Genomic DNA, 25659 nt, shown 5'->3' with positions numbered 1-25659 from the left:
CGTGAAGCAGGGCGAGGAACGTGCCCAGGAGGCGGCGGACACGCCCTGCCAGGGGCGGGACAATGGACGACATGAGTCCCCTCTTCGGCCGGAAGGCGCCCGCGCCCCGTGTGCGGCTGGTCACCCTCATCCGTAAGCCCGGCTGCCATCTGTGTGATGACGCACAGGCCGTGGTCGAGAAGGTGTGCGGCGACCTCGACGTGCCCTGGGAGCACCAGGACATCACTCAGGACCAGCGGCTGTACGACCAGTACTGGGAGCAGATTCCGGTGGTACTCGTCGACGGTGAACAGCACACCTTCTGGCGCGTGAACGAAGAGCGGCTCCGCAAGGCACTGACCGACTAGTCCAAACCGGCTGCGACGTCGCTTAGGATCGACGGCGGCCTGGTCTCGGGGGGCGGGATTCGTAAGGAGTGTGTGCGGTTTTGCCCCCGACAGAGAGGGAGCGTGCGTGTGTGTGCGCCGGTTCCGTACGACCGCGCCGGGGGCGCGTGACCCCGGTCACGTTGGGCGGACAAATCGGACACCATCTTTGTGCACGCGTTCACAAAGACATAGCCTGCTGTCGACGGGGCGGTCTGGGTACGAGTGACCGTCCGCAGCCCCGCTCAACCCGTTGGAGCACCGTGGCAACTGGCCGAACTCACCGACCGGCGACCCGCAGCCGAGGGATCCCCGAGGCCACCGTCGCCAGGCTTCCGCTGTACCTCCGGGCGCTGACCGCACTGTCGGAGCGCTCGGTCCCCACGGTCTCCTCCGAGGAACTGGCCGCCGCCGCGGGGGTCAACTCCGCGAAGCTGCGCAAGGACTTCTCCTACCTGGGCTCGTACGGAACGCGCGGTGTCGGCTACGACGTCGAATATCTCGTCTACCAGATCTCCCGTGAGCTGGGCCTGACCCAGGACTGGCCAGTGGTGATCGTCGGTATCGGTAACCTCGGCGCCGCCCTCGCCAACTACGGCGGGTTCGCCTCCCGCGGCTTCCGGGTCGCCGCCCTGATAGACGCCGACCCCGCGATGGCCGGGAAGCCGGTGGCCGGTATCCCCGTGCAGCACACCGACGACCTGGAGAAGATCATCCAGGACAACGGCGTCAGCATCGGCGTGATCGCCACCCCCGCGGGCGCCGCCCAGCAGGTCTGCGACCGGCTGGTGGCCGCCGGGGTCACCTCCATCCTGAACTTCGCGCCGACCGTGCTGACCGTCCCGGACGGCGTCGACGTGCGCAAGGTCGACCTCTCCATCGAGCTGCAGATCCTCGCCTTCCACGAGCAGCGCAAGGCCGGCGAGGACCACGAGGGAGCGGTGCCGCCCGTGGCCACCCACCAGGAGGCCGGCGAGCAGGGACCCGACGGGGACGTACCCGCCGTGATGCCGGCATGAGTCTCCTCGTCGTCGGGCTGAGCCACCGCAGCGCCCCGGTCAGCGTCCTGGAACGGGCCGCGCTCTCCGCGGACGCCCAGGTCAAGCTGGTCCAGGACACGGTCGCCGCCGAGCCGGCCACCGAGGCCGCGGTGCTCGCCACCTGCAACCGCATCGAGCTGTACGCCGACGTCGACAAGTTCCACGCCGGGGTCGCCGAGCTGTCCACGCTGCTCGCCCAGCACAGCGGGGTCGGGCTGGACGAGCTCACTCCCTATCTCTACGTCCACTACGAGGACCGCGCCGTCCACCACCTGTTCTCGGTGGCCTGCGGGCTCGACTCGATGGTCGTCGGCGAGGGGCAGATCCTCGGCCAGATAAAGGACTCGCTGGCCCGCGCGCAGGAGCTGCACAGCGCCGGCCGGCTGATGAACGACCTGTTCCAGCAGGGCCTCAGGGTGGGCAAGCGCGCCCACTCCGAGACCGGCATCGACCGGGCCGGGCAGTCGCTGGTCACCTTCGGCCTGGAGCAGCTGGCCGCGGGTGCGGACGTGGTGACTTGGGCCACCGGCAAGAAGGCGCTGGTCATCGGCGCGGGCTCGATGTCCTCGCTGGCCGCCGCCACGCTGGCGCGGGCCGGGGTCGCCGAGATCGTGGTGGCCAACCGGACGTTCGACCGCGCCGAGCGGCTCGCGGGGATCCTCTCCGAGGGCGACGACACGGACGTGGCCGCCCGCGCGGTACCGATGGACGCGGTGCCGGACGAGCTGACACGTGCCGACCTCGTGGTGTCGTGCACCGGAGCGACGGGGCTGGTGCTGACGGCGGAGGCGGTCGCGGCCGCGGTCGAGGGGCGGACCGGTGAGCCGGTCGCCGAGATCGACGCACCGCCGGCGCCGAAGCCGCCGCTCGCCGGCCCGAGCCTCGGCACCGACGAGAACTGTCCGCTCGACCTCGCCGCCGAGCAGAGTGGTTTCTCCGTGCTGGGGGAGGCCGCCGTCGCCGGTATGGCCGCCGCCGAGCTGGAGCAGCACGCCGCCTGGGTGGACAACGGGACGGTGGACATCCGGGAGGCCGGGCGCCGTACCCCGGAGGCCGAGGTGGCGGCCGAGGCCGAGCTGATCGGCGCGCTCGCCGCGACCGCGGCCCGGATCGGCCGGATCCCCGAGCGGCGCAGGCCGGAGCCGGTCGCCGGGTTCGTACGGCCCGCGCCCGCGCTGTTCCTCCTCGACCTCGCCATGCCCCGGGACATCGACGCCGCCGTGCACCGGCTGGCCGGGGTGCGGCTGGTGGACATCGAGTCGCTGGCCGAGGCGTCGGCCGACGCCCCGATGGCCGCCGACGTGGACCAGGTCCGCCGTATCGTCTCCGACGAGGTGGCCGCGTTCGGCGCCGCGCAGCGGGCCGCGCACATCACGCCCACCGTGGTGGCGCTGCGGACCATGGCCGCCGACGTCGTCGCGGGCGAGATCGCCCGCCTGGACGGGCGCCTGCCCGACCTGGACGAACGCCAGCGCGGGGAGATCCGCCAGGCGGTGCACCGCGTCGTCGACAAGCTGCTGCACGCGCCGACCGTACGGGTCAAACAGCTCGCGGCCGAGCCCGGCGGCGCCGGGTACGCGGACGCGCTGCGGACCCTGTTCGACCTCGACCCGGAGACGGTGGCCGCCGTCTCCCGGGCCGTGGACAGCACGACCGAGAAGGACCGACCGGCATGAGTGACATTCCACTGAGACTGGGGACCAGGCGATCCCGACTCGCCATGGCCCAGTCCGGGCAAGTGGCCGAGGCCGTGAGCCAGGTGACCGGACGGCCCGTCGAGCTCGTCGAGATCACCACCTACGGCGACACCTCCCGCGAGCACCTCGCACAGATCGGCGGCACGGGTGTCTTCGTGACCGCCCTGCGGGACGCGCTGCTGCGCGGCGAGGTCGACTTCGCGGTTCACTCGCTAAAGGACCTCCCGACCACCCAGCCGGCCGACCTGGTGCTGGCCGCCGTGCCGGTGCGCGAGGACCCCAGGGACGTGATCGTCGCCCGGGACGCGCTGAAGTTCACCGACCTGCCGCGCGGGGCGCGCATCGGCACCGGTTCGCCGCGCCGTACGGCCCAGCTCAACGCGTACGCCCGTGCGCACGCGCTGGACATAGCGACCGTCCCGATCCGGGGGAACGTCGACACCCGGATCGGATACGTGCACGCCGGCGAACTCGACGCCGTGGTGCTGGCCGCGGCCGGACTCAGCCGCATCGGCCGCATCGACGAGGTGACCGACTTCCTGTCGGTCGACACGGTTCTGCCCGCCCCCGGCCAGGGGGCACTGGCGATCGAGTGCGCCGCGGACAACGCGTCGCTGATCGCCGCGCTCGGGGCACTCGACGACCCGTTCACGCGGGTCGCCGTGACCGCCGAGCGATCACTGCTCGCCGCCCTGGAGGCCGGCTGCTCCGCCCCTGTGGGCGCGCTGGCCGACCTTCTGGCCGACGGGCAGACTGCCAACGAAATGCGCCTGCGGGCAGTCGTCGGCACGACCGACGGCACCCGGACGGTGCAGTTGTCCACCACCGGTCCCGTGCCCGAGACATACGACCAGGCGACGGCGCTCGGTCGCGAACTCGCCACCGAGATGCTTGCCCAGGGCGCGGCCGGTCTGATGGGGGAGCGAGCACAGTGAGCCCCACCAACCTTCCCGCCGGCCTCGATCACGGGCACGTCACCTTCCTGGGTGCCGGACCCGGGGATCCGGGACTGCTGACCTTGCGTGCCGTGGAGGCACTGTCCAGCGCGGACGTCCTGGTCGCCGAGCACGACGTGCTCGACGTGATCAGGAGCCACGCCAGGCAGGGTGTCTCCGTCGTGCCCACGAATCCGGATCCGTCGTCGGACCCGTATCCGGGCACGGGCGCGCCTCAACTCACGGTTGTTGACGGAGCGTCAACGACCGCTTCCCTCCCGCCCGCGCGGGATGCGGCTCATCTTGTCATGGAGGCCGCGCGGGGTGGCAGGCGGGTCGTCCGTGCGGTGTCCGGGGACCCGGGACTTGATACGTACGCGACCGAGGAAATGCTCGCCTGCGCCGCCGCCGGTGTGCCCTTCGAGGTCGTGCCCGGTGTCGCGGCGGCGGTGGGTGTGCCGGCGTACGCCGGTGTGCCGCTGCGGGACGCGCAGGGCGCGGACGTCCGCTTCGTGGACGCCCGTACCGCCTCCGACCGGTGCTGGACCGAGGTCGGCGCCTCGGACGGCACGGTCGTGGTCTCCACGACGCTCGACTCGGTGGCCGCGGCCGCCGGTGAGCTGGTGGCCGCCGGACGCAAGCCGGACACCCCGCTGACGGTCACCGTCGCCGGTACGACGACCCGGCAGCGGACCTGGACCGCCACCCTCGGCACCATCGCGCAGACGCTGAAGCAGGCGAAGGTGCTGCCCTCGCCGGACGGCGGGCGGCCGGTGATAGCCGTGGTCGGTGAGCGGTCCGCCGCCGCGCAGCGCGACCAGCTGTCGTGGTTCGAGTCCAAGCCGCTGTTCGGCTGGAAGGTGCTCGTGCCGCGGACGAAGGAACAGGCGGTGTCGCTCTCCGACCAGCTGCGGTCGTACGGGGCGGTGCCGCACGAGGTGCCGACGATCGCCGTCGAGCCGCCGCGCACGCCCCAGCAGATGGAGCGGGCGGTGAAGGGGCTCGTCACCGGACGGTACGAGTGGATCGCGTTCACCTCGGTCAACGCCGTCAAGGCGGTCCGGGAGAAGTTCGAGGAGTACGGGCTCGACGCGCGTGCCTTCGCGGGCATCAAGGTGGCCGCGGTCGGCGAGCAGACCGCCAGGGCGCTGGTCGCCTTCGGCGTGAAGCCGGACCTGATGCCGAGCGGGGAGCAGTCGGCCGCCGGACTCCTCGAGGACTGGCCGCCGTACGACCCGGTGTTCGACCCGATCGACCGGGTCTTCCTGCCGCGCGCCGACATCGCCACGGAGACCCTGGTCGCGGGTCTGATCGAGCTGGGCTGGGAGGTCGACGACGTCACGGCGTACCGCACCGTGCGGGCGTCGCCGCCGCCGGCGGAGACCCGCGAGGCGATCAAGGGCGGCGGGTTCGACGCCGTGCTGTTCACGTCGTCCTCGACCGTGCGGAACCTGGTGGGTATCGCCGGCAAGCCGCACAACGTCACGGTCATCGCCTGTATCGGTCCGGCCACGGCCAAGACCGCCGAGGAGCACGGGCTGCGGGTGGACGTGATGGCTCCGGAGCCGTCCGTCGCCAAGCTGGCGGAGGCGCTGGCGGAGTTCGGGCTGCGTCGCCGGGCGAGCGCCCGCGAGGCCGGGGACCCGGTGACCCGCCCGAGCGAGCGGCGGCCGGGGGCGCGGCGTCGGCGCACGACGACCTGACGCGACGACACGAGAAGACGGACACGGGCGGGGGCGCGCTGACGGGCGCGCCCCCGCCCGTCCGCGATTCCGGTGGTCGTCTTTTCTCAAGTGAATTGCCGTCGCCCTGGCGGCCCACTACTTTAACTCGCAAGGAAACCGCTTGCCCGGCCGGGCGGCACCGTGCCGCGCTGAAACGATTACTCACTGGTAAAACCCCCTGGTAACAGGGGAGTTGGCCCCAGACGTGAGGTGGAACCTTGGGCCGTCCCGAACGACCGGTGGACCCCGACGACGGGCCCGTACCGCGTTTCGCGAACGAACTGAGGGAACTGCGCAGAGCGGCCGGTTCGCCGTCGTACCGGACGATGGCCAAGCACACCGGTCTGTCGGTGACCGCCCTGTCGCGGGCCGCCTCCGGGGAACGGCTGGCGTCGGCTGCGGTGGTGCGCGCCTACGCGCAGGCGTGCGGGGCCGATCCGGACGAGTGGGAGCGCCGCTGGGAGGCCGTGGCCGAGGAGGCGCGCTCTCCGTCGGCGCGGGACGGCGACTCGCCGTACCAGGGGCTTGCCCGGTTCGAATACGGCGACCGGGACCGTTTCTTCGGCCGGGAACGGCTGGTCGAGGACGCCCTGGCGCTGGCGGCGGAGCACCGGTTCGCGGTGCTGGTGGGCGCCTCGGGCAGCGGCAAGTCCTCACTGCTGCGCGCCGGCCTGCTGCCCCGGCTGGCGTCCCGGGGCACGGAGTTCCGGCTGATCACGCCGGGGCCCCGGCCCGCCGCCACCCACGCCAGGCTCCTGGACCCGCCGCCGGACGGCCCGGAGCGGTTCGTGGTGGTGGACCAGTTCGAGGAGATCTTCACCCGGTGCCGGGACCGCGCCGACCGCTGGCGGTTCGTGGACCGGCTGCTCGCCGCCCGGGACCCCGCGGTCCGGCTGCGCGTGGTCGTCGCGGTGGGCGGCAGCTTCCACAGCCTGTGCGCCGAGCACGCCGGCCTCGCGGAGGCGTTACGCACCACGGCGCTGACCGTCCGCCCGATGAACCGGGCCGAACTCCAGGAAGCCGTCGTCCGGCCGGCCACGGCGGCCGGACTGCGGGTGGAGCGCGAACTCACCGCCCGGGTCATCGAGGAGGCCGCCGACCAGCCCGGCGCGCTGCCGATGCTGTCGCACGCCCTGCGGGAGACCTGGCGAAGACGGCGCAGCGGCGTCCTGACCCTGGCCGCGTACGAGGCCGCGGGCGGCATCCACGGAGCGATCGCCGCGGCGGCCGAGGAGGTCTACGGCGGCCTGACCCCCGCCCAGGCCGCCACCGCCCGCCGACTGCTGCTGGCGCTCATCGAGCCGGGCGCCGGCACCGCCGACACCCGCCGCCCCGTCAGCCGCGCGGACCTGCGCGAGTGGCCCGACCCCGAGGTGCCCGAAGTCCTCCAGCGGCTCGCCCGCGCCCGGCTCGTCACCCTCGGCCAGGAGAGCGTCGAACTCGCCCACGAGGCCCTGATCACCCGCTGGCCGCGCCTGCAGGCCTGGATCGACGCCCACCGCGAACGGCTCGCCGAGCACCGCCGCCTCAGCGAGGCCGCCCGGCTCTGGCAGGAACGCCGCCACGACTCCGGCAACCTCTACCGCGGCGCCCAACTCGCCGTCGCCGACGTGCTGTTCGGCCGCGGCGTCAACGACCACGACCTCACCGGGCGGGAACGCGCCTTCCTCAGCGCCTCCCGGGTCGCCCGCCGCATGGACGGCTGGACGGCGGGCCGGATCCGCAGCCGGACGCGCGGGCTGGCCGTGGCCCTCGGCGTGGTCCTGGCGGCCCTGCTCGTCGCCGGGCAGCTGGCCTGGCAGCGCGGCAACGCGGCCGACCTGGAGCACCTCCGCGCCGGGGCCCTGCAGGCCGCCGCCCTCGCCGGCCGGACCCAGTCCACCGACCCCCGCACCGCCGCGCTGCTCAGCGTCGCGGCCTGGCGGCTGGCCCCCTCCTCGGTCAGCCGCGCCGCCCTGCTCAGCGCGCTCGCCGAACCCGAGGACGACGTCTTCACCGGGCCGGTGCCCGGCGAGAACGGCGGGGCCTTCCTCGCCGACTCCGGCCGCACCCTGCTGGTGGCGGGCGCGGGCTCCTGGTCCACGTGGGACGTGACCGGGCACCGGCGCACCGGGTCCGGAACCCTGCCGGACGCGCGGGTGACCGCGGCCGACCCCACGGGCCGCACCGTGCTGCTGGCCGGGCCCGGCGGCCGGCGCCTGTGGCGGCTGCCCGAGGCCACCGGCCGGCACGCGCCGGCCGGTGGCCGGATCCTCGGCCTCGGGGCCGACGGGCACAGTTACGTCGTCAGGGAAGCCGGGGCCGACCCCGGGGTGCGGCTGCGCGCGGTGGACGACGACAGCACGCTCTTCCGGACGGCCGCGGCCGACGCGTATCCGGTGCCCTCGCCGGACCACCGTCTGGTGGCCGTCTGCCGCCCCGGCCGGCCGCTGGAACTGCGGGACACCGCCCGGGGGGCCGTCCGGCACGGCGGCTGGGAGGGCCTGCGGACACCGGACTGCTCGCCCGGGACCGTCGCCGTCGGGGCCGGCGGCACCCGGCTCGCCGCGGCCTCCGACACCGGGGCGGGCGTCTGGGACACCACCACCGGGCGCCGGCTCGCCGACCTCACCGGGTCCGGCCTGCGGCACCTCGCCCTCACCGCGGACGGGGCGTCGCTGGCGGCGGCCGGGCCGGACGGGGTGACGGTGTGGCGGATCTCGGCGCCGGGAATCCCGGTGCTGCGCCAGCCGGTGCCCGGCGGCCCGATCACCGACCTCGCCTGGGACGTGAACGGCTCGGTCCTGCGCTACCTGGCTGGCAGCACCGTGCACACCCTCGACCTGTCCACCGCCCTGACCACCCCGTGGCGGGCCCGGCCCCTCGACGCCGTACTGCTCAGCCCGGACGGCCGGTTGCTGGCGGCCGTGGAGCGGACCGCGACGGGGTATCGGCTGCGCCTGGCGAGCACCCGCACCGGCCGCACGGTCGCCGTACTCCCCTTCTCCACCCGCTCCCTCGGTACCTCCCACGTCCTGCTGGCCTTCAGCCCGGACAGCCGGGCCATCGCCTACGGGGCGGCCGTGGCGGCGAGAGTCGCGCCGAGCACGGGCGGGGCGAGCGAGGGTGGGGCGAGTGGTGGGGTGAGCACGGCCGCGCCTGCCGCCGGGGCAGGCGGGGCCGCTCCTGGCGCCGGGCGCAGCGGAGCCGTTCCCTCCGCTCGGTTCACGGTGCGGGACACCTTGCCCGGTGGCCACGCGGGAACCTCCTTCGACGTCACCGGGCCCGCCGCCGCCACGGCCCGCGCCATCGCCCTCACCCCGAAGGGCCGGCACCTGCTGGTCGGCTGGGTCGAGCCCGCCGGCACGATCGTCCCGCAGATGTGGGACACCGCCCGCCGGACCCGGGCGGCCGGTCGGGACGTGGGCGAGGCGGCGGTGCGGGCGGCCATGTCCTCCGGGTTCTCCGGCCGGACCGCCGTACCGCCGGACGGGCCGAACCCCCGGGCGCCGCTCACCGAGGGCCGCGGCAGCTACGACCTCGCGCTCAGCCACGACGGCAGGCTGCTCGCGACGGGCGGGGCCTTCGGCACGGTCACCGTGTCGGACACCGCCGGGGCCGACGGACCCGTGGCGGTGATCCCCGGGCCCCCCGACACCACAGGCTGCGCCCCCTGCACGAGGATCACCGCCCTCGCCTTCAGCCGCGATGCGACCACCCTCGCCGTGGCCTACGGATCCGGCGCCCTGCGCCTGTGGGACCTCGCCCTGGACCGGCCCCTGGGCGGCAGCCCCACCACCCCGGGCGACGTGATCGACTCCCTGGCGTTCGGCCCCGACGGCTACCTGTACGCCGCCGGTCCGCACGTCCCCGTCCAGGCCTACGCCATCGGCCCCGCCCAGGTGGCCGCCCGGCTCTGCGCACGCGCCGGCGGGACCCTGACCGCCGCGCAGTGGCGCCGCTACCTCCCCGACGTGCCCTACCGGCGGGTCTGCGGGGGACCCGACCCGGACGAGGCGGCCGCCCGCACACTTGCCACCCTCGCCCAGCCGACCCGGACGCCCCCCGCGGCGACCGCGTCCCCGGCAACGGCCGCCGCCCGGACGCCCTCCCCGCGCCCCGACCCCCGCCCCCGATCGCCACACGGTCCCGGCCGACAGCACCCGACCTCCCACACGACAGAAACCAGCCGGAAACGCGAGCACGGACCCCATGGGCACCGGAACGACGACCGCCCCGCCGCCCACGGTCCGCGCGGCGGCCCCACAGACGCCGACCGCCTCGCCGCACACCGACCGAACGACGACTGACCCCCGGAGCCTTGGGAGCGGCGCGGGGCGGGTCTGGTTTGCCGGTTGCGGGTGAGTGGGGGTGGTCTGTCTCGGCGTACCCGGCGGTAGGGTCCTCGGTCGCGTTGTTTACCCCTCTGACCTGGGTTGATCAACAATTCCGACGCTCCCAGAGTGGTTGCCGAACGGTCCGCTCCGCCGCCGGTGGCCTCCCCCCGGTACGGCGGCGGAGCGGTCGCCGGGCCGGCCCTCCCACCCCGAGGGCCGGCCAGAGAAAGACACGCACGTGCAGTTCCCCGACCGTGTCAGCCGCGGTTCTCCCCGCAGGGGGAAGCCGGCACCCACTGGAGTACTCGATGCGATTCCCGCTCCGCACCACCTCCCCCTCCCGCCGCCTCTCCCGCAGCGGCGGCGCCGTCGCCGCCCTCGCCCTCGGCGCCTCCCTCATGGCGGTCCCGCAGTCGTACGCCGCCAGCTCACCCACCACGAAGGAACTCCTCGACGCCTGCAGCTGGGCCGACCTGTGCGAGTTCCACCCGCAGAGCTACTCGACGTACACCGGCCCCAACCACCAGGTCGGCTCCACGGCGTACAACTGCGCCAGCCAGACCAACCAGCACCGCATCGACTGGTCCGACACGACCGCCTCCACCAACTCGGTCGGGGTGTCGATCACGGCGAGCGCGAAGTTCTGGGAGGTCTACGAGGTCTCCGTCGAGACCAGTTACCGGCACGACTGGACCACCTCGCACACCGACACCGAGAGCGACACCGTCAACATCCCGGCCGGTTACAAGGGCTGGATCGAGCGCGGCACCGCCAAGCAGAAGGCCACCGGCTGGTACGAGATCCATTTCGGCAGCCGCTACTACGGCCACTACATCTGGTACGTCAACGACTACGTGTCGACCGGGTTCAACAACGACAACCCCAAGGCCGGCTACGTCAACTTCAAGGACGCCAAGATGACCGCCGGCGAGCGAGCCGCGCACTGCTGAACCCCACCGGACAGCGGGCGGCCCCGCATGGGCCGTGAGCCGTGCCGGGTCGCCCGCGCCAAGCGAGAGGTCATTGCGTGAAGCCAGACGAGCCGGTCCGGCGCCGTCGTCCGCGGACCGCCGCCGCGGCCGCCCTGTGCTCGCTGCTGCTGTTCCTGGCGGGCTGCGGCGGCGCGGCGGACGCGAACGGCCGGACCGCCTACGCCGACGGCGAGGGCCCGACGGTGATCGGCACCGACGGCTCGGCCGAGAGCCGGGTGGTGGCGGCCCTGTACGGAGAGCTCCTCGTCGACGCGGGGGTACGGGTGCGCAGGGCGAGCACCCGTTACGCCTCGCCCGCCGACACCGCGCGGGCGGTGGTGGCGGGTCGGCTCGGCCTCGCCCCCGCGTACGAGAGCACGACGCTGCGCGCCCTGCCCGGGGGCCGGACGGTCCCCGGCACCATGGCGGCGGCCCTGAGCACGGCCCTGCCGCCGGGCGTGGTCGCCCTCCCGCCCGCCGAGGCGGACCACGGCGTCGTCCTCGCCGTCACCCGGGCCACCGCCCACCGGTACGGCCTGCGCAGCCTCGCCGACCTGGGCAGGGCCGGCGCCCGCCGCACCCTCGGCGGCCCCGCTGCCCACGACCCCGACGCCCCCTCGGCCGCCGCACTGGAGAAGGCCTACGGCGTCCGGCTCACCGAGACCGGTACCTCGGCCACCGCCGACGTCCTGGTCCTGCGCGCCACCGACCCCGCGATCACCGGGGACGGCCTGGTCGTGCTGACCGATCCGGCGAGGGCCCTGCCCCCTGAGCACGTCTTCCCGCTCATCGGCGCTCCGTACGCGGGCCTGTCCGCACGCAAGGCCCTGGCCCGTCTCAACTCCCGCCTGACCACGGCCCGGCTGTCGGCGCTGGCCGGGTCCGTCGAAGCGGGCGCCCCGCCGCAGCGGACGGCAAGAGCGTGGCTGCGGTCCAACGGCCTGGCCGACTGACACCCTTTCCCTCCCCGACCACCCGACTTCCCTCCTGCCCGGAAAGGCACGAACGACATGGGTACCCTCCGCCGAAAGCTCACCGTCGCCGCGCTCGCCGTGGCCTCCGCCGTCGGGGTCCTCGCGACGCCCGTGACGGCCGCCGCCGCCAACGCCTACGTCCAGCTCAGGGTCTGCAACGACAACGGCGCGGCCCTGCGGTTCTACCTCGTCGGCTACAACGACCACGGCGACTGGGTCGGCTCCCGGTTCTGGGACGTCCCGGCCAACGGCTGCAGCACGGCCGCGGACTACTGGTGGCAGACGGACCGGTCCGTCGAGTTCCACTACGTCCGCCCGCCGGCCGGCTGGTCCTGGCACCAGGTGTACGTGCCGAAGGGCCACGACGGCAGCACCTGGACGTTCCACCAGTCGTAGGCGCGACCGACCACCGACGGCTCAGGGCCCGGCGCACCCGCCGGCCTCTGAGCCGACACGTGTCAGGCCGGGTCGTTGTCGAGGACCTTCTTCAGGTCCGCGACCGTCGTGGGGATCTCGCGGTCGAAGGCGAGGCCGTCCAGGCCCTCGTCCGTGACCACCGCGAGCAGGGCCCGGTTGCCGACGGCGGTGACGACGACGTGGCCCGCGCCGCACTGGGCCGTGACCTGGCGCAGCGCGCCGGTGTGGCCCTGGTCGGCCAGGCGGTGCCCGAGGGAGAGGGCGGCCGCGGCCACCGCGGCCATGGACTCGGGATGCGTCTTGTCGGCGTCGCTGGCCACCACCAGGCCGTCGACGGTGGCCAGAACGGTCTCGGACACGCCCATCACCCGGTCGCGCAACGAGACGAGGATGTCCTGCACGGGGTCGTTCATGATGGCTTCTTCCTGTGGTGCGTGGGCCGTTGCCCCGGACTAGCGCTTGCGGCGGGGGAGCGGGGTCGCCGACGGTCGCGGTTCCGCCGCCGAGGTGTGGGGTGGGGTGCGCGGAGCCGTGCTGGGCCGGCCGGCGGCGGTGGCCGCCGGGGGCTGGAGGAGGCCGAGGGCCAGGAGGTCGCGGAGGTCCAGCATGACCGCGAACAGGCCGCGGCCGAGGGTGAAGGCGATGTCCCGGGGGGTGCGCCGGCCGTCGGCCGCGGTCAGGACGGCTCGGTGGCGGGGGGAGAGGCGGGCGGTGCGCGCCGGGTCGCCGGCCGCGGGGGCCGGTGCCAGGCGGTCGCGGGCGAAGCGGGCGGTGGCGCCGCGTTCGTTCGCGAGCAGCCGGATGCGGCGGGACGTCTCGCCGACCATGCGCGCGGGCGGTACCGCCGTGCCCGTGTCGAGGTGGGGGCGGGGCTCGGCCGCCTCCCAGCCCTCGGGTCGGGTCAGGGCCAGCGCGAAGGCCGCGTCGAAGAGGGCGGCCTGCCCGGTGATCTCCAGTTCCGCGGCGCCGAGGAGTCCCTGGGCGACCAGTTCGCGGGCCAGGTGGGCGGGGTCGGTGCCGGTGGCCCGGAGGGCCGCCCAGTCCTCCTCGGCGATCCGGCGGGACTTGAGGAGGAGGACCTCGACGCCCGGGGCGGCCGGCGTCTCCATGGCCACGACCAGGCCGTCGCGGACGTGGATGACCCCGCCGGGGCTGCCCGCGACCAGCACGGTGGCGGAATCCCTCCGCGTGTGCAGGGCGGTCAGGAGCGCGGGGACGTTGCGGGCCGGTGCCGTCTCCTGGGTCATACGAGCAGCCGGCCCGTGCGCTCGGCCAGGTCGCGCAGCACCCAGGTGATGTTCGTACGGTCCCGTTCCACCAGGGCGAACAGCAGGAGCGGATCGCCGCCCTGGCGTTCGACCACGGTGGTCACATGGTGCTGGGTGGCGGTGGTGACGACGATGCTCTCCAACTCGCCGACCGCTCCCGCCGCATTGAGGTGGGTGGTCGCCAAGTGGGCGGTGACCTGGGCGTCCTGGGCGGCCGGCGTGGCGCCTTCCGCGCCGTGCTCGGCGTAGGCGAGGCCGGTGACGCCGTCCAGGAGGGCGACCGCGGTCACACCGGGCGTCCCCGCGACGTCGTGCAGGACGGAGTCGAGCGAAGCCATGAGTTCCCCCTCCTGACGCTCGCTTCGCACAGTACTTTATTGCCAACTCTTGCAACACCGGCCAAAGATGGCGCTTATTCAGACTGGAAAAGGTCGGGAAGCAACCTGGTCCGGACCTGTTGCGTCCGGGCGACCCACGTACGGAAGATCGAGGGCACCAGCGTGAACATCGAGACAACGCTCAAGGAAGCCATGAGCATCGACGGCGCCCTCGGGGTCGCCCTCGTCGACTACGAAAGCGGCATGTCCCTCGGGGCGCTGGGCGGCGGTCCGCACCTGGACCTGGAGCTGGCGGCGGCCGGGAACACCGAGGTCGTCCGGTCCAAGAAGCGCACCCTGAAGTCCATCGGCCTGGACGACGAGATCGAGGACATCCTGATCACGCTCAGCAGCCAGTACCACCTGATCCGCCCGCTGCCCAAGGCCGGCGGCTCGCTCTTCCTCTACCTCGCCCTGGACCGCGGCCGCAGCAACCTCGCCCTGGCCCGGCACAGCCTCAAGAAGCTCGAGTCCGAGCTGGAGATCTGAGCCGCCCGGCCGCCGGGACGCCGACGGGGCGTCGGCAAAGGTGCGTGTGGTGCGGGCGTAGCGTAGAGGGCATGACGAAGTACGGCTCCTTTCCCGGTTCGCGTCCCCGGCGGCTGCGGACCAGCCCCGTCATGCGGCGCATGGTCGCCGAGACCCGGCTGCACCCGGCGGACTTCATCCTCCCGGCGTTCGTCCGGGAGGGTGTGAGCGAGCCCGTGCCGATCGCCGCCATGCCCGGGGTCGTCCAGCACACCCGGGACACCCTGAAGAAGGCGGCCGCGGAGGCGGTCGAGGCGGGGATCTCCGGGATCATGCTGTTCGGCGTGCCGGAGGAGGGCAAGAAGGACGCCCTCGGCACGCCCGGCACCGATCCGGACGGGATCCTCCAGGTCGCGCTGCGGGACGTGCGGGCCGAGGTCGGGGACGACCTGCTCGTGATGTCCGACCTGTGCCTCGACGAGACCGTCGACCACGGGCACTGCGGTGTCCTCGACGCCGAGGGCCGCGTCGACAACGACGCCACCCTGGAGCGGTACGCCGAGATGGCCCAGGTGCAGGCCGACGCGGGCGCCCATGTCGTCGGGCCCAGCGGGATGATGGACGGGCAGATCGGCGTCGTCCGCGACGCGCTCGACCAGATCGGCCGCGAGGACGTCGCGATCCTCGCCTACACCGCGAAGTACGCCTCCGCCTTCTACGGCCCGTTCCGCGAGGCCGTCGGCTCCTCGCTGAAGGGCGACCGCAAGACCTATCAGCAGGACCCCGCGAACGCGCGCGAGTCGCTGCGGGAGCTGGCCCTGGACCTGGAGGAGGGCGCCGACATGGTGATGGTCAAGCCGGCCGGCCCCTACCTGGACATTCTCGCGCGGGTCGCCGACTCCGTGGACGTGCCGGTGGCCGCCTACCAGATCTCCGGCGAGTACTCGATGGTCGAGGCCGCCGCCGAGAAGGGCTGGATCGACCGCGAGCGGGCCATCCTGGAGACCCTGACGGGCATCAGGCGCGCGGGCGCGCAGAACATCCTCACCTACTGGGCGGTGGAGGCCGCGCGGCTGCTGCGCTGAGCCGTACCGCCCCCGCTGCTCCTGGCTTCTCCTGGGCGGGCACGATCAAGTCGCTTTCGGAGTTAGGTTGTTGACGAGCGATTGTTGATCGTTCGAGGAAGACCTCTGCCGTTCCTCCGCGCCGACCGCCCAGGAGACAGCCATGTCCGGTGACGCCCTCGACCAGGACCCCGCCGAGCTGCGGAGGAGGATCGACAACACCAAGGCGCACCCGGCCCGGGTGTACGACGTCTTCCTCGGCGGCAAGGACAACTACCCCGTCGACCGGGCCGCCGCGGCCGCCGCGCTGGCCGCCAACCCGCGCGGCTACCTCGACGTCCGGCACAACCGCGACTTCCTGCGCCGCGCGGTGAGCAGGCTCGTCGCCCAGGACGGCATCCGCCAGTTCCTCGACGTCGGCACCGGCCTGCCCACCGCCGAGAACGTCCACCAGATCGCCCAGCGGATCATCCCCGACTCCAGGGTCGTCTACGTCGACAACGACCCGGTCGTCCTCGCCCACGCCCGCGCCCTGCTCACCAGCGGGCCCGAGGGCCGCACCGACTACATCGACGCCGATTTCAAGAACCCGGCGGAGATCCTCGAACAGGCCGCGAAGACGCTGGACTTCGACCAGCCGATCGCCCTGTGCCTGGTCGCGATCCTGCACTTCGTGGCGGACGAGGAGGCCTACCCGATCGTGTCCCAGCTCCTGGACGCGCTGCCGTCCGGCAGCCGGCTGGTGCTCAGCCACCTCACCGAGGACCTCAACCCGGAGAACATCCGCGCGGTCCAGCGGACCTACACGGAACGCGGCTTCACCTTCGTGCTGCGCTCCCGGGCCGAGGTCGAGCGCTTCTTCACGGAGAACGGCCTGGAGCTCGCCGCCCCCGGCGTGGTCCCCGTCCACCACTGGCACGCCGACGACGCGGCCCCCGTCCCCGACCAGCCGGAGCCCGCCTACCTGGCCACCCTCGACGACATCGAGAAGGTCCGCTACGCCGACATCAACGACGTCACCGACGCCGACATCAACGTCTACGCGGGCGTCGGCACCAAGCGCTGAGAACAAGAACGGCAAGGCTACGCACGTTCCGACCTGAGCTACGAAGTCGCGCTCTCGGACCCCGTGCCATATATCATCGGCGTTATGGACAGCGGGCGGTACTCGATCGAGATCGAGCCGGAGGTGCGGCTGTGGCTGGAGAGCATTCCTGCCCATCACTACAAGCAGGCCGAACGCGTCGCCGACCTGCTCGCCGAGCAGCCCACCACGCTCGACGAACCGCACTTCCGCCACCTGGGCGGCAAGCTCCGCGAGCTGCGCTTCCGCCTGGGCGATGCCCATCAGCGGATCACCTACTGGCTGGCGCCCGGCCGACGTGTCGTGCTGCTCACCGTGTTCCGCAAGACCAAGGTGCGTGAGCAGGCCGAAGTGGATCGCGCCCACGCCGCACAGCGATTGTGCGAGGCAGAGCATGAAGCCGCCGCTGAGCATGACCTCTACGGCCGCAACCTCAAGGAGGACCGGTGAACCACAGCGAATGGAGAACCCGTCGTCACCGCCAGCTGCTGGGCGAACACCTGGACGCCGACACCGAGTGCGACCGCGTCTACGAAGAGGCCGGCCTCGCCATGACGTTGGGCAAGGCTGTCTACGACCGGCGCAAGCAGCTGGGTCTGAGCGAGGCCGATCTCGCCGAGCGCATGCACGTCGACGTCGATGACATCGAAGGCATCGAGACGGCTACCGAGCTGCCGCCCATCGCGGTCATCATGCGCCTGGCCCGCGCACTGGACCTCACGGTGGATGTGCACCTCGCCGGCGGAGACGAGCCCACCGTCACCATCGTCGCCCCAGCGGCCTGAGGCGGGGAGGAACCATGCAGGACCCCCCTTCCGCGCTCGCCCGTGAGCTCGGGCAACTCGTCCACGACCGGCGCATCGAGCTCGGGCTGTCCCAGGCCGAGCTGGCCGAGCGGTGCGGGATGAAGCAGCCGCAGATCTCCCGCTTCGAAGGCGGCGGGACCGTGCCCACGCTTCCCCTCCTGCGCCGCCTGGCTCAGGCACTCGGCGCCGACCTGACCATCAGCCTCACCCCGCACGACAAAGCCGCTTGACACGCATTCGGAATTCCTGGAATTCCCCAGGCGGTGTAGACCACTGACGGCAGCAGTGACGCAGCGGCAACGTCAACGGACGACGGCTGCGGCGGGCGGGTTGTCAGCCGCGTAGTCCTGGCGGCCAGGTGCGTGGCCCCGGGTGTCGATGGCGTCTCGCTGGAGGCGGACGTGGGGTGGACGGTGGCGGTGACGCCGATGTGGGCGTGGCCGAGGAGGTGCGGAGGTTGTGGAAGCGGATACGTCGGAGTTTGGCTCGGTCGAGGAAGGTGCGCACGTCGCGTGCGGTCAGTCGGGCGACCTTCTTGGCGCCGAGGTCGGGGGCAAGGTGGGTGCGGATGCAGGTGCCGTAGCGGGTGTGGGTGTTCTCGCGGAGCCGGTGGACGGCGACGTTCTCCAGCCAGTACGTGGGGTATGTGGCCACGCTGCCCTGCGCGGAGGGGATGGCTGCCTGTGGGCTCACGGAGGCGGATCAAGTGCGCAGGACCTCCCCGGCCGTGGTGTCGGTGGTGGTGTGGCCGGTCAGGCGGAAGCGCGCGGTGCAGCTGCCGAGGCGTCCCATCTGCTGCTGTGCAGGGCCCGCACGGCGGGGTTTGCTGCGGACGACGTCTAAGAATGCGGCCGGGTTCCGGTGTCGGTGGGGGCGGCGCCGGGGCGGGTGAGGGAGGCTGCGGACGGGCCTTCGTCGCGTACTCCCTGTCCGTCGCGGCACCCGGTGAGGGCGCTCGCGGTGACCAGCGCCAGGACGGCCGCCGCGAGGAGACGGCGGCGGCCGCGGGCCGGGGCGGAGTGCGTGGCGGACATGCGAGGGCTCCCTTGACGTTCTCGGCGTGGTCGACGGTCCCGAAGCATCCTCAGCCTGTGGCGCGGCCCGCCCGCAGCACCAGACTTAGCGGGCGATTCGGGACGCCCGTACCCGGCCCACCTCGCTGACCTGCCACGTTCCCGGCGCCTGGGACGCCGGTACGGGACGTCCGCATCGCGGAATCACAGGTGTAGACGGCACGTACCTCTCTACGCTCCCGCCAGGACGAGGATCAAGACGAGGACCAGCCAAGGAGCCGCCCATGACCGTCACGCCCGCCCCCGCCCCCGCCGCGCTGCCCCCGCTCGCGGCCCGCAGCCGCAGTGTCGGCGGTTCGCCCGTGCGGGACATCCTGGCGGTGACCGCACGCCCCGAGATCATCAACTTCGCGGGTGGCCTGCCCGCTCCGGAACTGTTCGACCGGGAGGGCATAGCGGCCGTCTTCCGAGCGGTCCTGGAGGAGACCCCGGAGCGGGCGTTGCAGTACTCCACCACGGAGGGCGAGCCCACGCTGCGCGCCGGACTGGCCGCCCGTCTCGGCACCCGGGGCCTGCCCACCGACGCCGACGACCTGCTGATCACCACCGGCTCCCAGCAGGCCCTCTCCCTGCTGGCGACCGCGCTCGTCGACCCCGGGGACACGGTCCTGGTCGAAAGCCCCTGTTACCTGGCGGCACTCCAGGTGTTCGGACTGGCCGGGGCACGCGTCCTGCCCGTCCCCTGCGACGCCGACGGCGTCGACCCCACCGCCCTGGCCGAACTGATCCGTACCGAGCGGCCCAAACTCCTCTACCTCGTCCCGACCTTCCAGAACCCCACCGGCCGCACCATGCCCGCCGGCCGCCGCGCCGACCTCGCCGAGACCGCCGCCCGGCACGGCCTGTGGATCGTCGAGGACGACCCCTACGGCGATCTGCGCTACGACGGCGCGCGCGTCCCCTGGATCGCGTCCCTGCCCGCCGCCGCGGACCGCACGGTCCTGCTCGGCTCCTTCTCCAAGGTCATGGCCCCCGGCCTGCGCCTCGGCTGGCTGCGCGCCCCCGACGCCCTGCGCCGCGCCTGCGCGGTCGCCAAACAGGCGGCCGACCTGCACACCCCGACGGTCAACCAGCTGGCCGCCGCCCGCTACCTCGACGTCCTGGACGGTCACGTCGCCAAGGTCCGCGCGGTGTACGGCGAACGCCGGGACGCCATGCTCGCCGGTCTCGCCGACGCCCTCCCGGCGGGCTCCGTCTGGAACCGGCCCGAGGGCGGCATGTTCCTCTGGGCCCGGCTCCCGGAGCCGTACGACACCACCGCGCTGCTCCGCCGGGCGGTGGACCACCACGTGGCCTACGTCCCCGGCGAACCCTTCTACGCCGCCGACCCCGACCGCGCCACCCTGCGCCTGTGCTTCGTCACGCAGACACCGGAGGAGATCGGCGAGGGCCTGCGCAGACTGGCGCAGGCCCTTGAGAAAGCCCGGTGAGATCACCGTTCACAGCACTACTGTGCCGACGTGACCGAATCCCAGGAACCCCGCGCCGTCGTCGCTCTGGCGGATGTCGCCGTCCACCGCCGTACCACCGGGCAGGAGATCGTCCTCGACGGGATCGACTGGACGGTCCGGCCCGGCGAGCACTGGGCGCTGCTGGGGGCCAACGGAGCCGGCAAGACCACCTTGCTGCGGCTCGTCGGGGCGGTCATGTTCCCCACCACCGGCACCGTCGAGGTCCTCGGTGACCGACTCGGCCGGGTCGACGTGCGCGAGCTGCGAGCGCGCGTCGGCCTGGTGTCCGCCTCCCAGCAGGTCCCGCTGGACGCCACCGCCCACACCGTCGTCCTCACCGGGGCGACCGGCACGGTGCAGCCGCTGTGGCGGGAGTACGACACCGCGACCCGCGAGCGCGCCCACGTCCTGCTCGCCGAGCTGGGCTGCAAGGAGCTGGCCGACCGCCGGTTCGGCGACTGCTCGGGCGGCCAGCGCGCCCGGATCCTCATCTGCCGTGCCCTGATGGCCGATCCGTCGCTGCTCCTGCTCGACGAGCCGTTCAACGCCCTCGACCTCCCGTCCCGCGAGGACCTCGTGGACGCACTGCACCGGCTGGCGGCCGACCGCACCGACCTCGCCACCGTCACGGTCACCCACCACCTGGAGGAACTCCCGCCCAGCACCACGCATGCCTTCCTGCTGAAGGAAGGCCGCGAGCTGGCGTCGGGACCGGTCGACGGCGTGCTCACCCCGGACAACATGACGACCTGTTTCGGACGTCCCGTCCATGTGGCCCGCCACGACGGCCGGTGGTACGCCCGCTCGGGCCGCTAGCTCAGTCCCACCAGAAGTGCCAGAGCCGCTCGCCGACCAGCTGCTCGGCGTACGACGAGAGGGTGTCGTCGTTGCCGGGCAGCACGGTGTAGGGGCAGAACGCGAAGTGCTCGGCGGCGATCGCCTCCGCCGTGTCCAGGTCGGTGGGCGGGGCGGCGACCGAGACGGCGAGGTGGTCCAGGCCGAGGGCCACCACCCGTATCCCGAACCGGTCCTCCCAGGAGCGCAGCACCGAGCACAACCGGGCCACGTCCTCCTCGTAATTCACCGGCCCGCTCCAGCCGATCGCCGCCGGTATGTCCGCGCTGCGCCGCGCCGGGACCAGCGCCAGGTGCGGCTCCTTCAGCCAGGGCCGTCCCTGGCTGAGCGCGTCGGCGACCTCGGCGGCCCGTGCGTCCGGGGCGGCGACCAGCGCGGTGGCGGGGGCCAGCCCCGGCCACTCCTCACCCTCCGGCGGGTCCTCCTCCCAGGAGTCCTCCAGCACGTCCTCGGCGTCGTGATCCCCGGGGTACGACGTCTCGCCGGGCGCGAAGTCCCAGTCGTCCAGCTCGGACACGTCGACGAGGACCGGCAGCAGGCCCGCCCGTCCGGCCTGCGCACCCAGCGCCGTCCACGTCCCGGGGCCCGCGGGCTGCCCGGCGTACCACAACAGGGGTTCGTGCCAGGGCCCGCAGAGCGTCGCGTCGATCAGTCTCCCGGGCGGGAGCCGCAACCCCAGGGACCGACCACTCGGGTCGGTCGCCAGCGTGGGCAGCGGGTTGGGAAGAGTCGCCATGGCAGTGAACTGTAGAGCCCGCCACTGACAACGCCCCCGGACACGGTCACTTGAGGGCGGCGGTGAAGGCGGCCCAGGGGACGGGGCCGACCGCGAGGGCCGGGGCGTCGGGGGAGGGCACGTTCTTGGAGTCACGGACGTGGACGACGTCGGGGCAGGCGGCGACCTCGACGCACGCGCCGCCCTCACTGCCGCTGTAGCTCGACTTCCGCCAGGCGAGGGCGACTTCGATGCATGCGCCGCCTTCGTCGCCGCTGTAGCTCGACTTGAACCACTGAAGTGCCTCAGTGCTCATTGCTCTCCTAGCAAGCGGTCAAGCAGGCCCATCGAGTCCTGGGTTGTCAGGGCCTGGGTCCGCAGCATCGCATACTTGCGCGCCAGCCTGGAGACCTCGTCCGCGTCGGAGACCCACTGACTGCCGCGCTGGGACTCGGCGTACGCGAGGTGCTGGTGGTCCGGGGTTTCGAGGAGGATGAAGGGTCCATCGAGGCCGGCGTGGAGGGGGCTGCTCAGAAGCAGGAACTGCAAGGAGACGCAGGGAAGTTCGGCGACCTCGCGCAGGTGGCGGAGCTGTGCCGTGCGCACCTCGGGGCCACCGAGTGCCATCAGGAGCACCGGTTCCCAGACGACGAAGCTCAGCGTCGGCGCGTTCCTGCGGTGCAGGATCTCCTGGCGCTCCAGTCGCGCCGCCGTCCGCGTCTCGACCTCGTCCCCGTCATAGGCGGGCACGCGATTGCGCAGGACGGCCCGCACATAGGCCTCGGTCTGCAACAGTCCGGGGAGGACCGCGTTGTCGTACCAGGACAGGGCGATCGCCTCACGCTCGTGCTCCATGTAGACCTCGGCCCACATCGGGAACTGGTCGACGTCGGGCAAGTTGGCCACCCCCGCCGTCAACACCCCCTTGGTGTCCAGCACTTCGTCGAGCCGTGCCGCCGTGTCCGGTTTCAGTGCCCGTCGGCCCTGTTCGATGGACGCGATCGTCTGGTCGTCGAGGCCCACTCGCAGGCCCAGGTCGGCCTGGGTCAGACCGGCCGCCCGGCGGGCCGTGCCCAGCTGCTTGCCGAGCATCTTCAACGACGTCTGGTTCTTCGGCCGCGGCGGCTTCTTCGCGCTCATGTCGGTCTCAATCCCCTGGGGCACGCGTACGTCACCGGCTCGGAGCCGTACAAAAATTTCGTACGGGTCCACTCCCTGCAGCAAGCTAGTGACTCTGCGCGACATTCGTCCCGTGAACGACGGAAACGAACTCCTCCACCCCCGGGAACAGTTCTACGCCCGGGAGCGCCGATCCGTGCCCGCGGCCAGGCGGTTCGCCGCGCAGTCGCTCAGGTACTGGGGCCTGGCGGACTGGGCCCGCGCCGCCGACATGTCGCTGTGCGTGAGCGAGTTGGCCACGAACGCCCTCCTGCACGGGGTACCGCCCGGCCGCGGCTTCCTGCTGCGGCTGCGGTACGACGGTGAGGTCCTCCGCGTGGAGGTGCACGACAGCGGACCGGGCGCGCCGACGCCCGCCGGCCGGCCGGACGACACGGACGAGGGTGGCCGCGGCCTGCTCCTGATCGAGGCGCTCGCCGACAAGTGGGGGGTGTGCGAGCGGGAACTCGGCAAGGTGGTGTGGGCCGAGTTCGAGACCGCCGCCCTCGCGGGCGTCAACGCGGCACCGAGGTGACGCACTCGCGGTCGCCGGTCCCCGCAGGGTGGAAGCAGGTGTGGATCGTGGTTCCGGGGGTGGTCGCCGTCATCGGGGTGTACACGAACGCGTCCGCGTCGGCGGCCGTTCTGATCTCGGCGTCGTGCACCCGGCCGGCCGCCGTCACCTCCAGCCGGTCACCGACCCGCGTCCCCCACATCCGCGCCCAACTCGTCCCGCACTCCTTGCTGTAGCGCACCTCCAGCCAGGCGCCGGCGGCCGTGTGACGGGTGGCCAGCGTGACGGGGGAGGCCGCGCACCGCATGGCCATCGGGTTCCGGCCCTCGCACGCCGTGCCCCGGCAGCGCGGGGCGGACGACGCGGGGTCCTGGTGCGGGCGCGCCTCGCCGGAGGCGCGCGACGTGCCGTCGGCGCCCGGCCGCAGCAGCGCGGCCGCCACCGCCACCGCGCCGACCGCCACGGCACACACGGACGCCAGCACCGCCACGGTGACGACACTCCGATGCCCGGCGAGGCGGGCGGCGGGGGCAGGCGCCGCGGTGGGTGACGCGGTGGGCGACGCGCCCGTGGCCGGGGGCCGTGGTGTCGCCGTGGGCGCAGGGGCAGCCGCCTCCTTCGCCCGGCCGCTCCACTCCGACTCCGCGATCTCCCACAGCGCCAGGCAGCGTCCGTCCGGTTCGCCGGCCAGGCGGCACAGTTCCCGGACCGCCTGGCGCGGCGGCAGGGACTTGCCGTTGAGATAGCGCTCCCAGGACGACTTGCTGAACGCCGTCTTCGTCGCCAGGGCCGCCAGGCTCAGGCCGGTGCGGGCTCTCAGCTCCCTCAGCGAGGCGGCCAGCCGGGTCCGCTCCGGGGTCATCCCCGCAGCGCCTTCCAGGTACGCGGGCCCACGATGCCGTCGCCGATCAGCCCCGCCCGCTTCTGGAACCGCACCACCGCGCCCCGTGTCAGCGGGCCGAACATGCCGTCGATGCCGCCCGGCGAGACACCCGCCCGGCGCAGCAGACACTGCACCTCCACGACGTCCGGCCCCGACTGGCCGTACCCCACGGTGGCGTCCAGGGTCCGGCTGTTGCCCGCGTACCAGGCGCCGTCGACCCGCTGTAGGCGGCAGCTGTACGAGGGTGGCGAGGTCGGTGCCGACGCGGCGAGCGGAGCCGTCCGCCCCGCCCGGTCGGCGTCGGCGCCGGAGTGGCCGGTGAGCCACCACGTCACCAGGACGGCCGTCGACACCGCGAGCACCAGGGCCACCACCCCGGCCGCGAGCGCGATCCGCAACGACCGCACGGAGAGCCGTATCTCAGCGGCGGGACGCGGCTCTGCCTCGGGCCCGGCTTCGGATGCGGGCTGGGGCTCGGGCTCGGGTGCCGGTGTTCCGGCGGCCGGTACGGCGGGGTGCCCGCGGTCCTTCCCGTGCTCCCAGACCTCCGCCGCCACCTCGCGCAGGGTCAGCAGGCGGGTCGGATCGTCCCCGCCGATCCGGGCCAGCGCCGCCACGGCCTCCGCGGGCGGCAGGGACCGGCCGCCCAGATACCGTTCCCACGACTTGGCGCTGTACCCCGTCCGCGCGGCGAGCTGCCGTACGCTCAGCCCGCTGTGGTCCTTCAGCCGGCGCAGACGCACCACCAACTGCCGCACGCGCGGGTCCAGTTCGGCGGGCAGTTCTTTCCAGCGCGACATGTCCCCCCCCGGATGCGGTCCGGAACCGTGGTCAGCGGCCCCCGCTCCGACGCATTCTGCATGAGCATGGCCACCCCTGTACGGCCGTCCCGCCACTCCGTCCCGTGGGAGGGTGTCGGCGCAGCTCAGAGGGGGTGACGTCCCAGCGGGCCGCCACTTCGGCGGCGGCCGTGGCGGGGCCGGCCGGGCCGACCGCACCGTGGTGGCGGCACCGACCCGCCGAACGGATCGGATGCCGACCACGACCTGAGAGAGGAACGCATGCGACCGAACGTTCTGACCCGGACCCTCGTCGGAGTCACCGCCGTCGCCGGCCTCGCCGCCGGATCCCTGGCGACCGCCGGCACCAGCTTCGCCGCGCCGGTCTCGCAGCCCGCGGTGAGCGCGCGGGCCGCCACCCTGGCCTCCTACGAGAACTTCGGCCTGACCACCGCCGAGGCCAAGAACGTGCAGAACTTCCTGGCGGACTACTGGGGCTACACCGACACCATCGACGGCCAGCTCGGCCCCAACAGCTGGAAGGCGTTCCAGCGCTGCCTCAAGCAGTACTGGGGCTACACCGGCGCCATCGACGGCGACCCCGGCACCAACACGATCAAGGCGCTCCAGCGCCTGCTGAAGGCCGACTACGGCTACACCGGCGACATCGACGGCATCGCCGGCTCGGGCACCCGCGCCGCCTTCAAGCGCTTCGCCGCCTGACA

General features: G+C 73.2%; 27 protein-coding genes and 2 pseudogenes. 19 read left to right on the top strand and 10 right to left on the bottom strand.

Features of this window, described 5'->3' with window-relative positions:
- Positions 1-62: 62 nt before the first annotated feature.
- The 9 genes from ACZ3KP_RS38030 (at position 63) to ACZ3KP_RS37990 (ending at position 12418) form a co-directional block, all read left to right on the top strand.
- Positions 63-347, top strand: a complete 285-nt coding sequence (locus ACZ3KP_RS38030) for a glutaredoxin family protein (RefSeq protein WP_467505366.1) — start codon at positions 63-65, stop codon at positions 345-347.
- A 281-nt stretch (positions 348-628) separates the two neighbouring features.
- On the top strand, positions 629-1384 hold the full coding sequence (locus ACZ3KP_RS38025; RefSeq protein ID WP_467505364.1) for a redox-sensing transcriptional repressor Rex: 756 nt from the start codon (positions 629-631) through the stop codon (positions 1382-1384).
- Positions 1381-3081, top strand: coding sequence for a glutamyl-tRNA reductase (locus tag ACZ3KP_RS38020; RefSeq protein ID WP_467505362.1), 1701 nt, complete (start codon positions 1381-1383; stop codon positions 3079-3081). Before ACZ3KP_RS38025 ends, ACZ3KP_RS38020 begins: the two co-directional genes overlap by 4 nt.
- Complete coding sequence (gene hemC, locus ACZ3KP_RS38015; protein ID WP_467505360.1) at positions 3078-4037, top strand: hydroxymethylbilane synthase; 960 nt, start codon at positions 3078-3080, stop codon at positions 4035-4037. The genes ACZ3KP_RS38020 and hemC overlap by 4 nt, the downstream gene beginning before the upstream one ends.
- Complete coding sequence (locus tag ACZ3KP_RS38010; protein ID WP_467505358.1) at positions 4034-5740, top strand: bifunctional uroporphyrinogen-III C-methyltransferase/uroporphyrinogen-III synthase; 1707 nt, start codon at positions 4034-4036, stop codon at positions 5738-5740. The genes hemC and ACZ3KP_RS38010 overlap by 4 nt, the downstream gene beginning before the upstream one ends.
- A 239-nt stretch (positions 5741-5979) precedes the next feature.
- Positions 5980-10050, top strand: coding sequence for an nSTAND1 domain-containing NTPase (locus tag ACZ3KP_RS38005; RefSeq protein ID WP_467505357.1), 4071 nt, complete (start codon positions 5980-5982; stop codon positions 10048-10050).
- 335 nt (positions 10051-10385) lie between these two features.
- Positions 10386-11027, top strand: coding sequence for a hypothetical protein (locus ACZ3KP_RS38000; RefSeq protein WP_467505355.1), 642 nt, complete (start codon positions 10386-10388; stop codon positions 11025-11027).
- 77 nt (positions 11028-11104) lie between these two features.
- Complete coding sequence (locus ACZ3KP_RS37995; protein WP_467505353.1) at positions 11105-12001, top strand: glycine betaine ABC transporter substrate-binding protein; 897 nt, start codon at positions 11105-11107, stop codon at positions 11999-12001.
- 57 nt (positions 12002-12058) lie between these two features.
- Positions 12059-12418 (top strand): hypothetical protein, encoded by a 360-nt coding sequence (locus ACZ3KP_RS37990; protein ID WP_467505351.1) that lies wholly within the window; start codon positions 12059-12061, stop codon positions 12416-12418.
- A 62-nt stretch (positions 12419-12480) separates the two neighbouring features.
- On the opposite strand, the gene ACZ3KP_RS37985 is transcribed toward ACZ3KP_RS37990, so the two are convergent.
- From ACZ3KP_RS37985 to ACZ3KP_RS37975, 3 genes are read right to left on the bottom strand one after another with little or no spacing between them, the layout of a single operon-like run.
- Positions 12481-12852, bottom strand: a complete 372-nt coding sequence (locus ACZ3KP_RS37985; protein WP_467505349.1) for a roadblock/LC7 domain-containing protein — start codon at positions 12850-12852, stop codon at positions 12481-12483.
- A 39-nt stretch (positions 12853-12891) separates the two neighbouring features.
- Complete coding sequence (locus ACZ3KP_RS37980; RefSeq protein ID WP_467505347.1) at positions 12892-13686, bottom strand: hypothetical protein; 795 nt, start codon at positions 13684-13686, stop codon at positions 12892-12894.
- Positions 13683-14045, bottom strand: coding sequence for a hypothetical protein (locus ACZ3KP_RS37975; RefSeq protein WP_467505346.1), 363 nt, complete (start codon positions 14043-14045; stop codon positions 13683-13685). The genes ACZ3KP_RS37980 and ACZ3KP_RS37975 overlap by 4 nt, the downstream gene beginning before the upstream one ends.
- A gap of 162 nt (positions 14046-14207) precedes the next feature.
- Between ACZ3KP_RS37975 and ACZ3KP_RS37970 the strand changes: the two genes are divergently transcribed.
- The 6 genes and pseudogenes from ACZ3KP_RS37970 to ACZ3KP_RS37945 form a co-directional block, all read left to right on the top strand.
- Complete coding sequence (locus tag ACZ3KP_RS37970; protein WP_132890420.1) at positions 14208-14573, top strand: hypothetical protein; 366 nt, start codon at positions 14208-14210, stop codon at positions 14571-14573.
- Between the two features lie 71 nt (positions 14574-14644).
- Complete coding sequence (gene hemB, locus ACZ3KP_RS37965) at positions 14645-15637, top strand: porphobilinogen synthase (RefSeq protein ID WP_358986282.1); 993 nt, start codon at positions 14645-14647, stop codon at positions 15635-15637.
- A gap of 142 nt (positions 15638-15779) precedes the next feature.
- Complete coding sequence (locus tag ACZ3KP_RS37960) at positions 15780-16682, top strand: SAM-dependent methyltransferase (protein ID WP_467505344.1); 903 nt, start codon at positions 15780-15782, stop codon at positions 16680-16682.
- A gap of 84 nt (positions 16683-16766) precedes the next feature.
- Positions 16767-17150: a type II toxin-antitoxin system RelE/ParE family toxin gene (locus ACZ3KP_RS37955; RefSeq protein WP_467505342.1), complete on the top strand. Its 384-nt coding sequence runs from the start codon at positions 16767-16769 to the stop codon at positions 17148-17150.
- Entirely contained in the window at positions 17147-17485 is a 339-nt protein-coding gene (locus ACZ3KP_RS37950) for a helix-turn-helix domain-containing protein (RefSeq protein WP_467505340.1), read from the top strand. The genes ACZ3KP_RS37955 and ACZ3KP_RS37950 overlap by 4 nt, the downstream gene beginning before the upstream one ends.
- A gap of 35 nt (positions 17486-17520) precedes the next feature.
- Positions 17521-17736 (top strand): annotated as a pseudogene (locus tag ACZ3KP_RS37945) (helix-turn-helix domain-containing protein); the annotation flags it as partial.
- 250 nt (positions 17737-17986) lie between these two features.
- On the opposite strand, the pseudogene ACZ3KP_RS37940 reads toward ACZ3KP_RS37945, so the two are convergent.
- Both ACZ3KP_RS37940 and ACZ3KP_RS37935 read right to left on the bottom strand, forming a co-directional pair.
- Positions 17987-18154: pseudogene (locus ACZ3KP_RS37940) on the bottom strand (tyrosine-type recombinase/integrase); the annotation flags it as partial.
- Positions 18155-18345: 191 nt separating this feature from the next.
- The gene (locus tag ACZ3KP_RS37935; RefSeq protein ID WP_467505338.1) at positions 18346-18540 is read right to left on the bottom strand and encodes a hypothetical protein; all 195 of its coding nucleotides are present in this window, start codon (positions 18538-18540) and stop codon (positions 18346-18348) included.
- Between the two features lie 263 nt (positions 18541-18803).
- Here ACZ3KP_RS37935 and ACZ3KP_RS37930 point away from each other — a divergent pair, with 263 nt between their 5' ends.
- A complete protein-coding gene (locus ACZ3KP_RS37930; protein ID WP_467505337.1) occupies positions 18804-20009 on the top strand; it encodes an aminotransferase-like domain-containing protein in 1206 nt (401 codons plus the stop codon).
- Between the two features lie 30 nt (positions 20010-20039).
- A complete protein-coding gene (locus ACZ3KP_RS37925; RefSeq protein ID WP_467505335.1) occupies positions 20040-20846 on the top strand; it encodes an ABC transporter ATP-binding protein in 807 nt (268 codons plus the stop codon).
- A gap of 1 nt (position 20847) precedes the next feature.
- Here ACZ3KP_RS37925 and ACZ3KP_RS37920 read toward each other — a convergent pair whose 3' ends face one another.
- From ACZ3KP_RS37920 to ACZ3KP_RS37910, 3 genes are read right to left on the bottom strand one after another with little or no spacing between them, the layout of a single operon-like run.
- On the bottom strand, positions 20848-21621 hold the full coding sequence (locus ACZ3KP_RS37920) for a DUF4253 domain-containing protein (protein ID WP_467505334.1): 774 nt from the start codon (positions 21619-21621) through the stop codon (positions 20848-20850).
- A gap of 46 nt (positions 21622-21667) precedes the next feature.
- Entirely contained in the window at positions 21668-21916 is a 249-nt protein-coding gene (locus ACZ3KP_RS37915; RefSeq protein WP_467505332.1) for a DUF397 domain-containing protein, read from the bottom strand.
- Positions 21913-22740: a helix-turn-helix domain-containing protein gene (locus tag ACZ3KP_RS37910; RefSeq protein WP_467505330.1), complete on the bottom strand. Its 828-nt coding sequence runs from the start codon at positions 22738-22740 to the stop codon at positions 21913-21915. Before ACZ3KP_RS37910 ends, ACZ3KP_RS37915 begins: the two co-directional genes overlap by 4 nt.
- 112 nt (positions 22741-22852) lie before the next feature.
- Between ACZ3KP_RS37910 and ACZ3KP_RS37905 the strand changes: the two genes are divergently transcribed.
- The gene (locus ACZ3KP_RS37905; protein WP_467505328.1) at positions 22853-23293 is read left to right on the top strand and encodes an ATP-binding protein; all 441 of its coding nucleotides are present in this window, start codon (positions 22853-22855) and stop codon (positions 23291-23293) included.
- Here ACZ3KP_RS37905 and ACZ3KP_RS37900 read toward each other — a convergent pair.
- Positions 23274-24134: a helix-turn-helix domain-containing protein gene (locus tag ACZ3KP_RS37900; protein ID WP_467505326.1), complete on the bottom strand. Its 861-nt coding sequence runs from the start codon at positions 24132-24134 to the stop codon at positions 23274-23276. The genes ACZ3KP_RS37905 and ACZ3KP_RS37900 overlap by 20 nt on opposite strands.
- The gene (locus ACZ3KP_RS37895) at positions 24131-24955 is read right to left on the bottom strand and encodes a peptidoglycan-binding protein (RefSeq protein ID WP_467505324.1); all 825 of its coding nucleotides are present in this window, start codon (positions 24953-24955) and stop codon (positions 24131-24133) included. The genes ACZ3KP_RS37900 and ACZ3KP_RS37895 overlap by 4 nt, the downstream gene beginning before the upstream one ends.
- Before the next feature lie 261 nt (positions 24956-25216).
- Between ACZ3KP_RS37895 and ACZ3KP_RS37890 the strand changes: the two genes are divergently transcribed.
- Positions 25217-25657 carry a peptidoglycan-binding domain-containing protein gene (locus ACZ3KP_RS37890; protein WP_467505322.1) on the top strand — a complete coding sequence of 147 codons (441 nt, stop codon included), beginning with the start codon at positions 25217-25219 and terminating at the stop codon, positions 25655-25657.
- Positions 25658-25659 lie beyond the last annotated feature (2 nt).

The organism is Streptomyces sp. NPDC020958 (genome assembly GCF_055562175.1).
The sequence above is the reverse complement of the archived record's forward strand: the minus strand, read 5'-3'. Positions and strand labels throughout refer to the sequence as shown.

Bases quoted from the DNA above. Each gene is read 5' to 3' on its own strand.
- ACZ3KP_RS38020 (WP_467505362.1), top strand. From the start codon at position 1,381: ATGAGTCTCCTCGTCGTCGGGCTGAGCCACCGCAGCGCCCCGGTCAGC.
- ACZ3KP_RS37900 (WP_467505326.1), bottom strand. From the start codon at position 24,134: ATGACCCCGGAGCGGACCCGGCTGGCCGCCTCGCTGAGGGAGCTGAGA.
- ACZ3KP_RS37890 (WP_467505322.1), top strand. From the start codon at position 25,217: ATGCGACCGAACGTTCTGACCCGGACCCTCGTCGGAGTCACCGCCGTC.
- hemC (WP_467505360.1), top strand. From the start codon at position 3,078: ATGAGTGACATTCCACTGAGACTGGGGACCAGGCGATCCCGACTCGCC.
- ACZ3KP_RS38000 (WP_467505355.1), top strand. From the start codon at position 10,386: ATGCGATTCCCGCTCCGCACCACCTCCCCCTCCCGCCGCCTCTCCCGC.
- hemB (WP_358986282.1), top strand. From the start codon at position 14,645: ATGACGAAGTACGGCTCCTTTCCCGGTTCGCGTCCCCGGCGGCTGCGG.
- ACZ3KP_RS37915 (WP_467505332.1), bottom strand. From the start codon at position 21,916: ATGAGCACTGAGGCACTTCAGTGGTTCAAGTCGAGCTACAGCGGCGAC.
- ACZ3KP_RS37960 (WP_467505344.1), top strand. From the start codon at position 15,780: ATGTCCGGTGACGCCCTCGACCAGGACCCCGCCGAGCTGCGGAGGAGG.
- ACZ3KP_RS37920 (WP_467505334.1), bottom strand. From the start codon at position 21,621: ATGGCGACTCTTCCCAACCCGCTGCCCACGCTGGCGACCGACCCGAGT.
- ACZ3KP_RS37985 (WP_467505349.1), bottom strand. From the start codon at position 12,852: ATGAACGACCCCGTGCAGGACATCCTCGTCTCGTTGCGCGACCGGGTG.
- ACZ3KP_RS37955 (WP_467505342.1), top strand. From the start codon at position 16,767: ATGGACAGCGGGCGGTACTCGATCGAGATCGAGCCGGAGGTGCGGCTG.
- ACZ3KP_RS37895 (WP_467505324.1), bottom strand. From the start codon at position 24,955: ATGTCGCGCTGGAAAGAACTGCCCGCCGAACTGGACCCGCGCGTGCGG.
- ACZ3KP_RS37990 (WP_467505351.1), top strand. From the start codon at position 12,059: ATGGGTACCCTCCGCCGAAAGCTCACCGTCGCCGCGCTCGCCGTGGCC.
- ACZ3KP_RS37935 (WP_467505338.1), bottom strand. From the start codon at position 18,540: ATGTCCGCCACGCACTCCGCCCCGGCCCGCGGCCGCCGCCGTCTCCTC.
- ACZ3KP_RS37980 (WP_467505347.1), bottom strand. From the start codon at position 13,686: ATGACCCAGGAGACGGCACCGGCCCGCAACGTCCCCGCGCTCCTGACC.
- ACZ3KP_RS38030 (WP_467505366.1), top strand. From the start codon at position 63: ATGGACGACATGAGTCCCCTCTTCGGCCGGAAGGCGCCCGCGCCCCGT.
- ACZ3KP_RS37975 (WP_467505346.1), bottom strand. From the start codon at position 14,045: ATGGCTTCGCTCGACTCCGTCCTGCACGACGTCGCGGGGACGCCCGGT.
- ACZ3KP_RS37930 (WP_467505337.1), top strand. From the start codon at position 18,804: ATGACCGTCACGCCCGCCCCCGCCCCCGCCGCGCTGCCCCCGCTCGCG.
- ACZ3KP_RS37910 (WP_467505330.1), bottom strand. From the start codon at position 22,740: ATGAGCGCGAAGAAGCCGCCGCGGCCGAAGAACCAGACGTCGTTGAAG.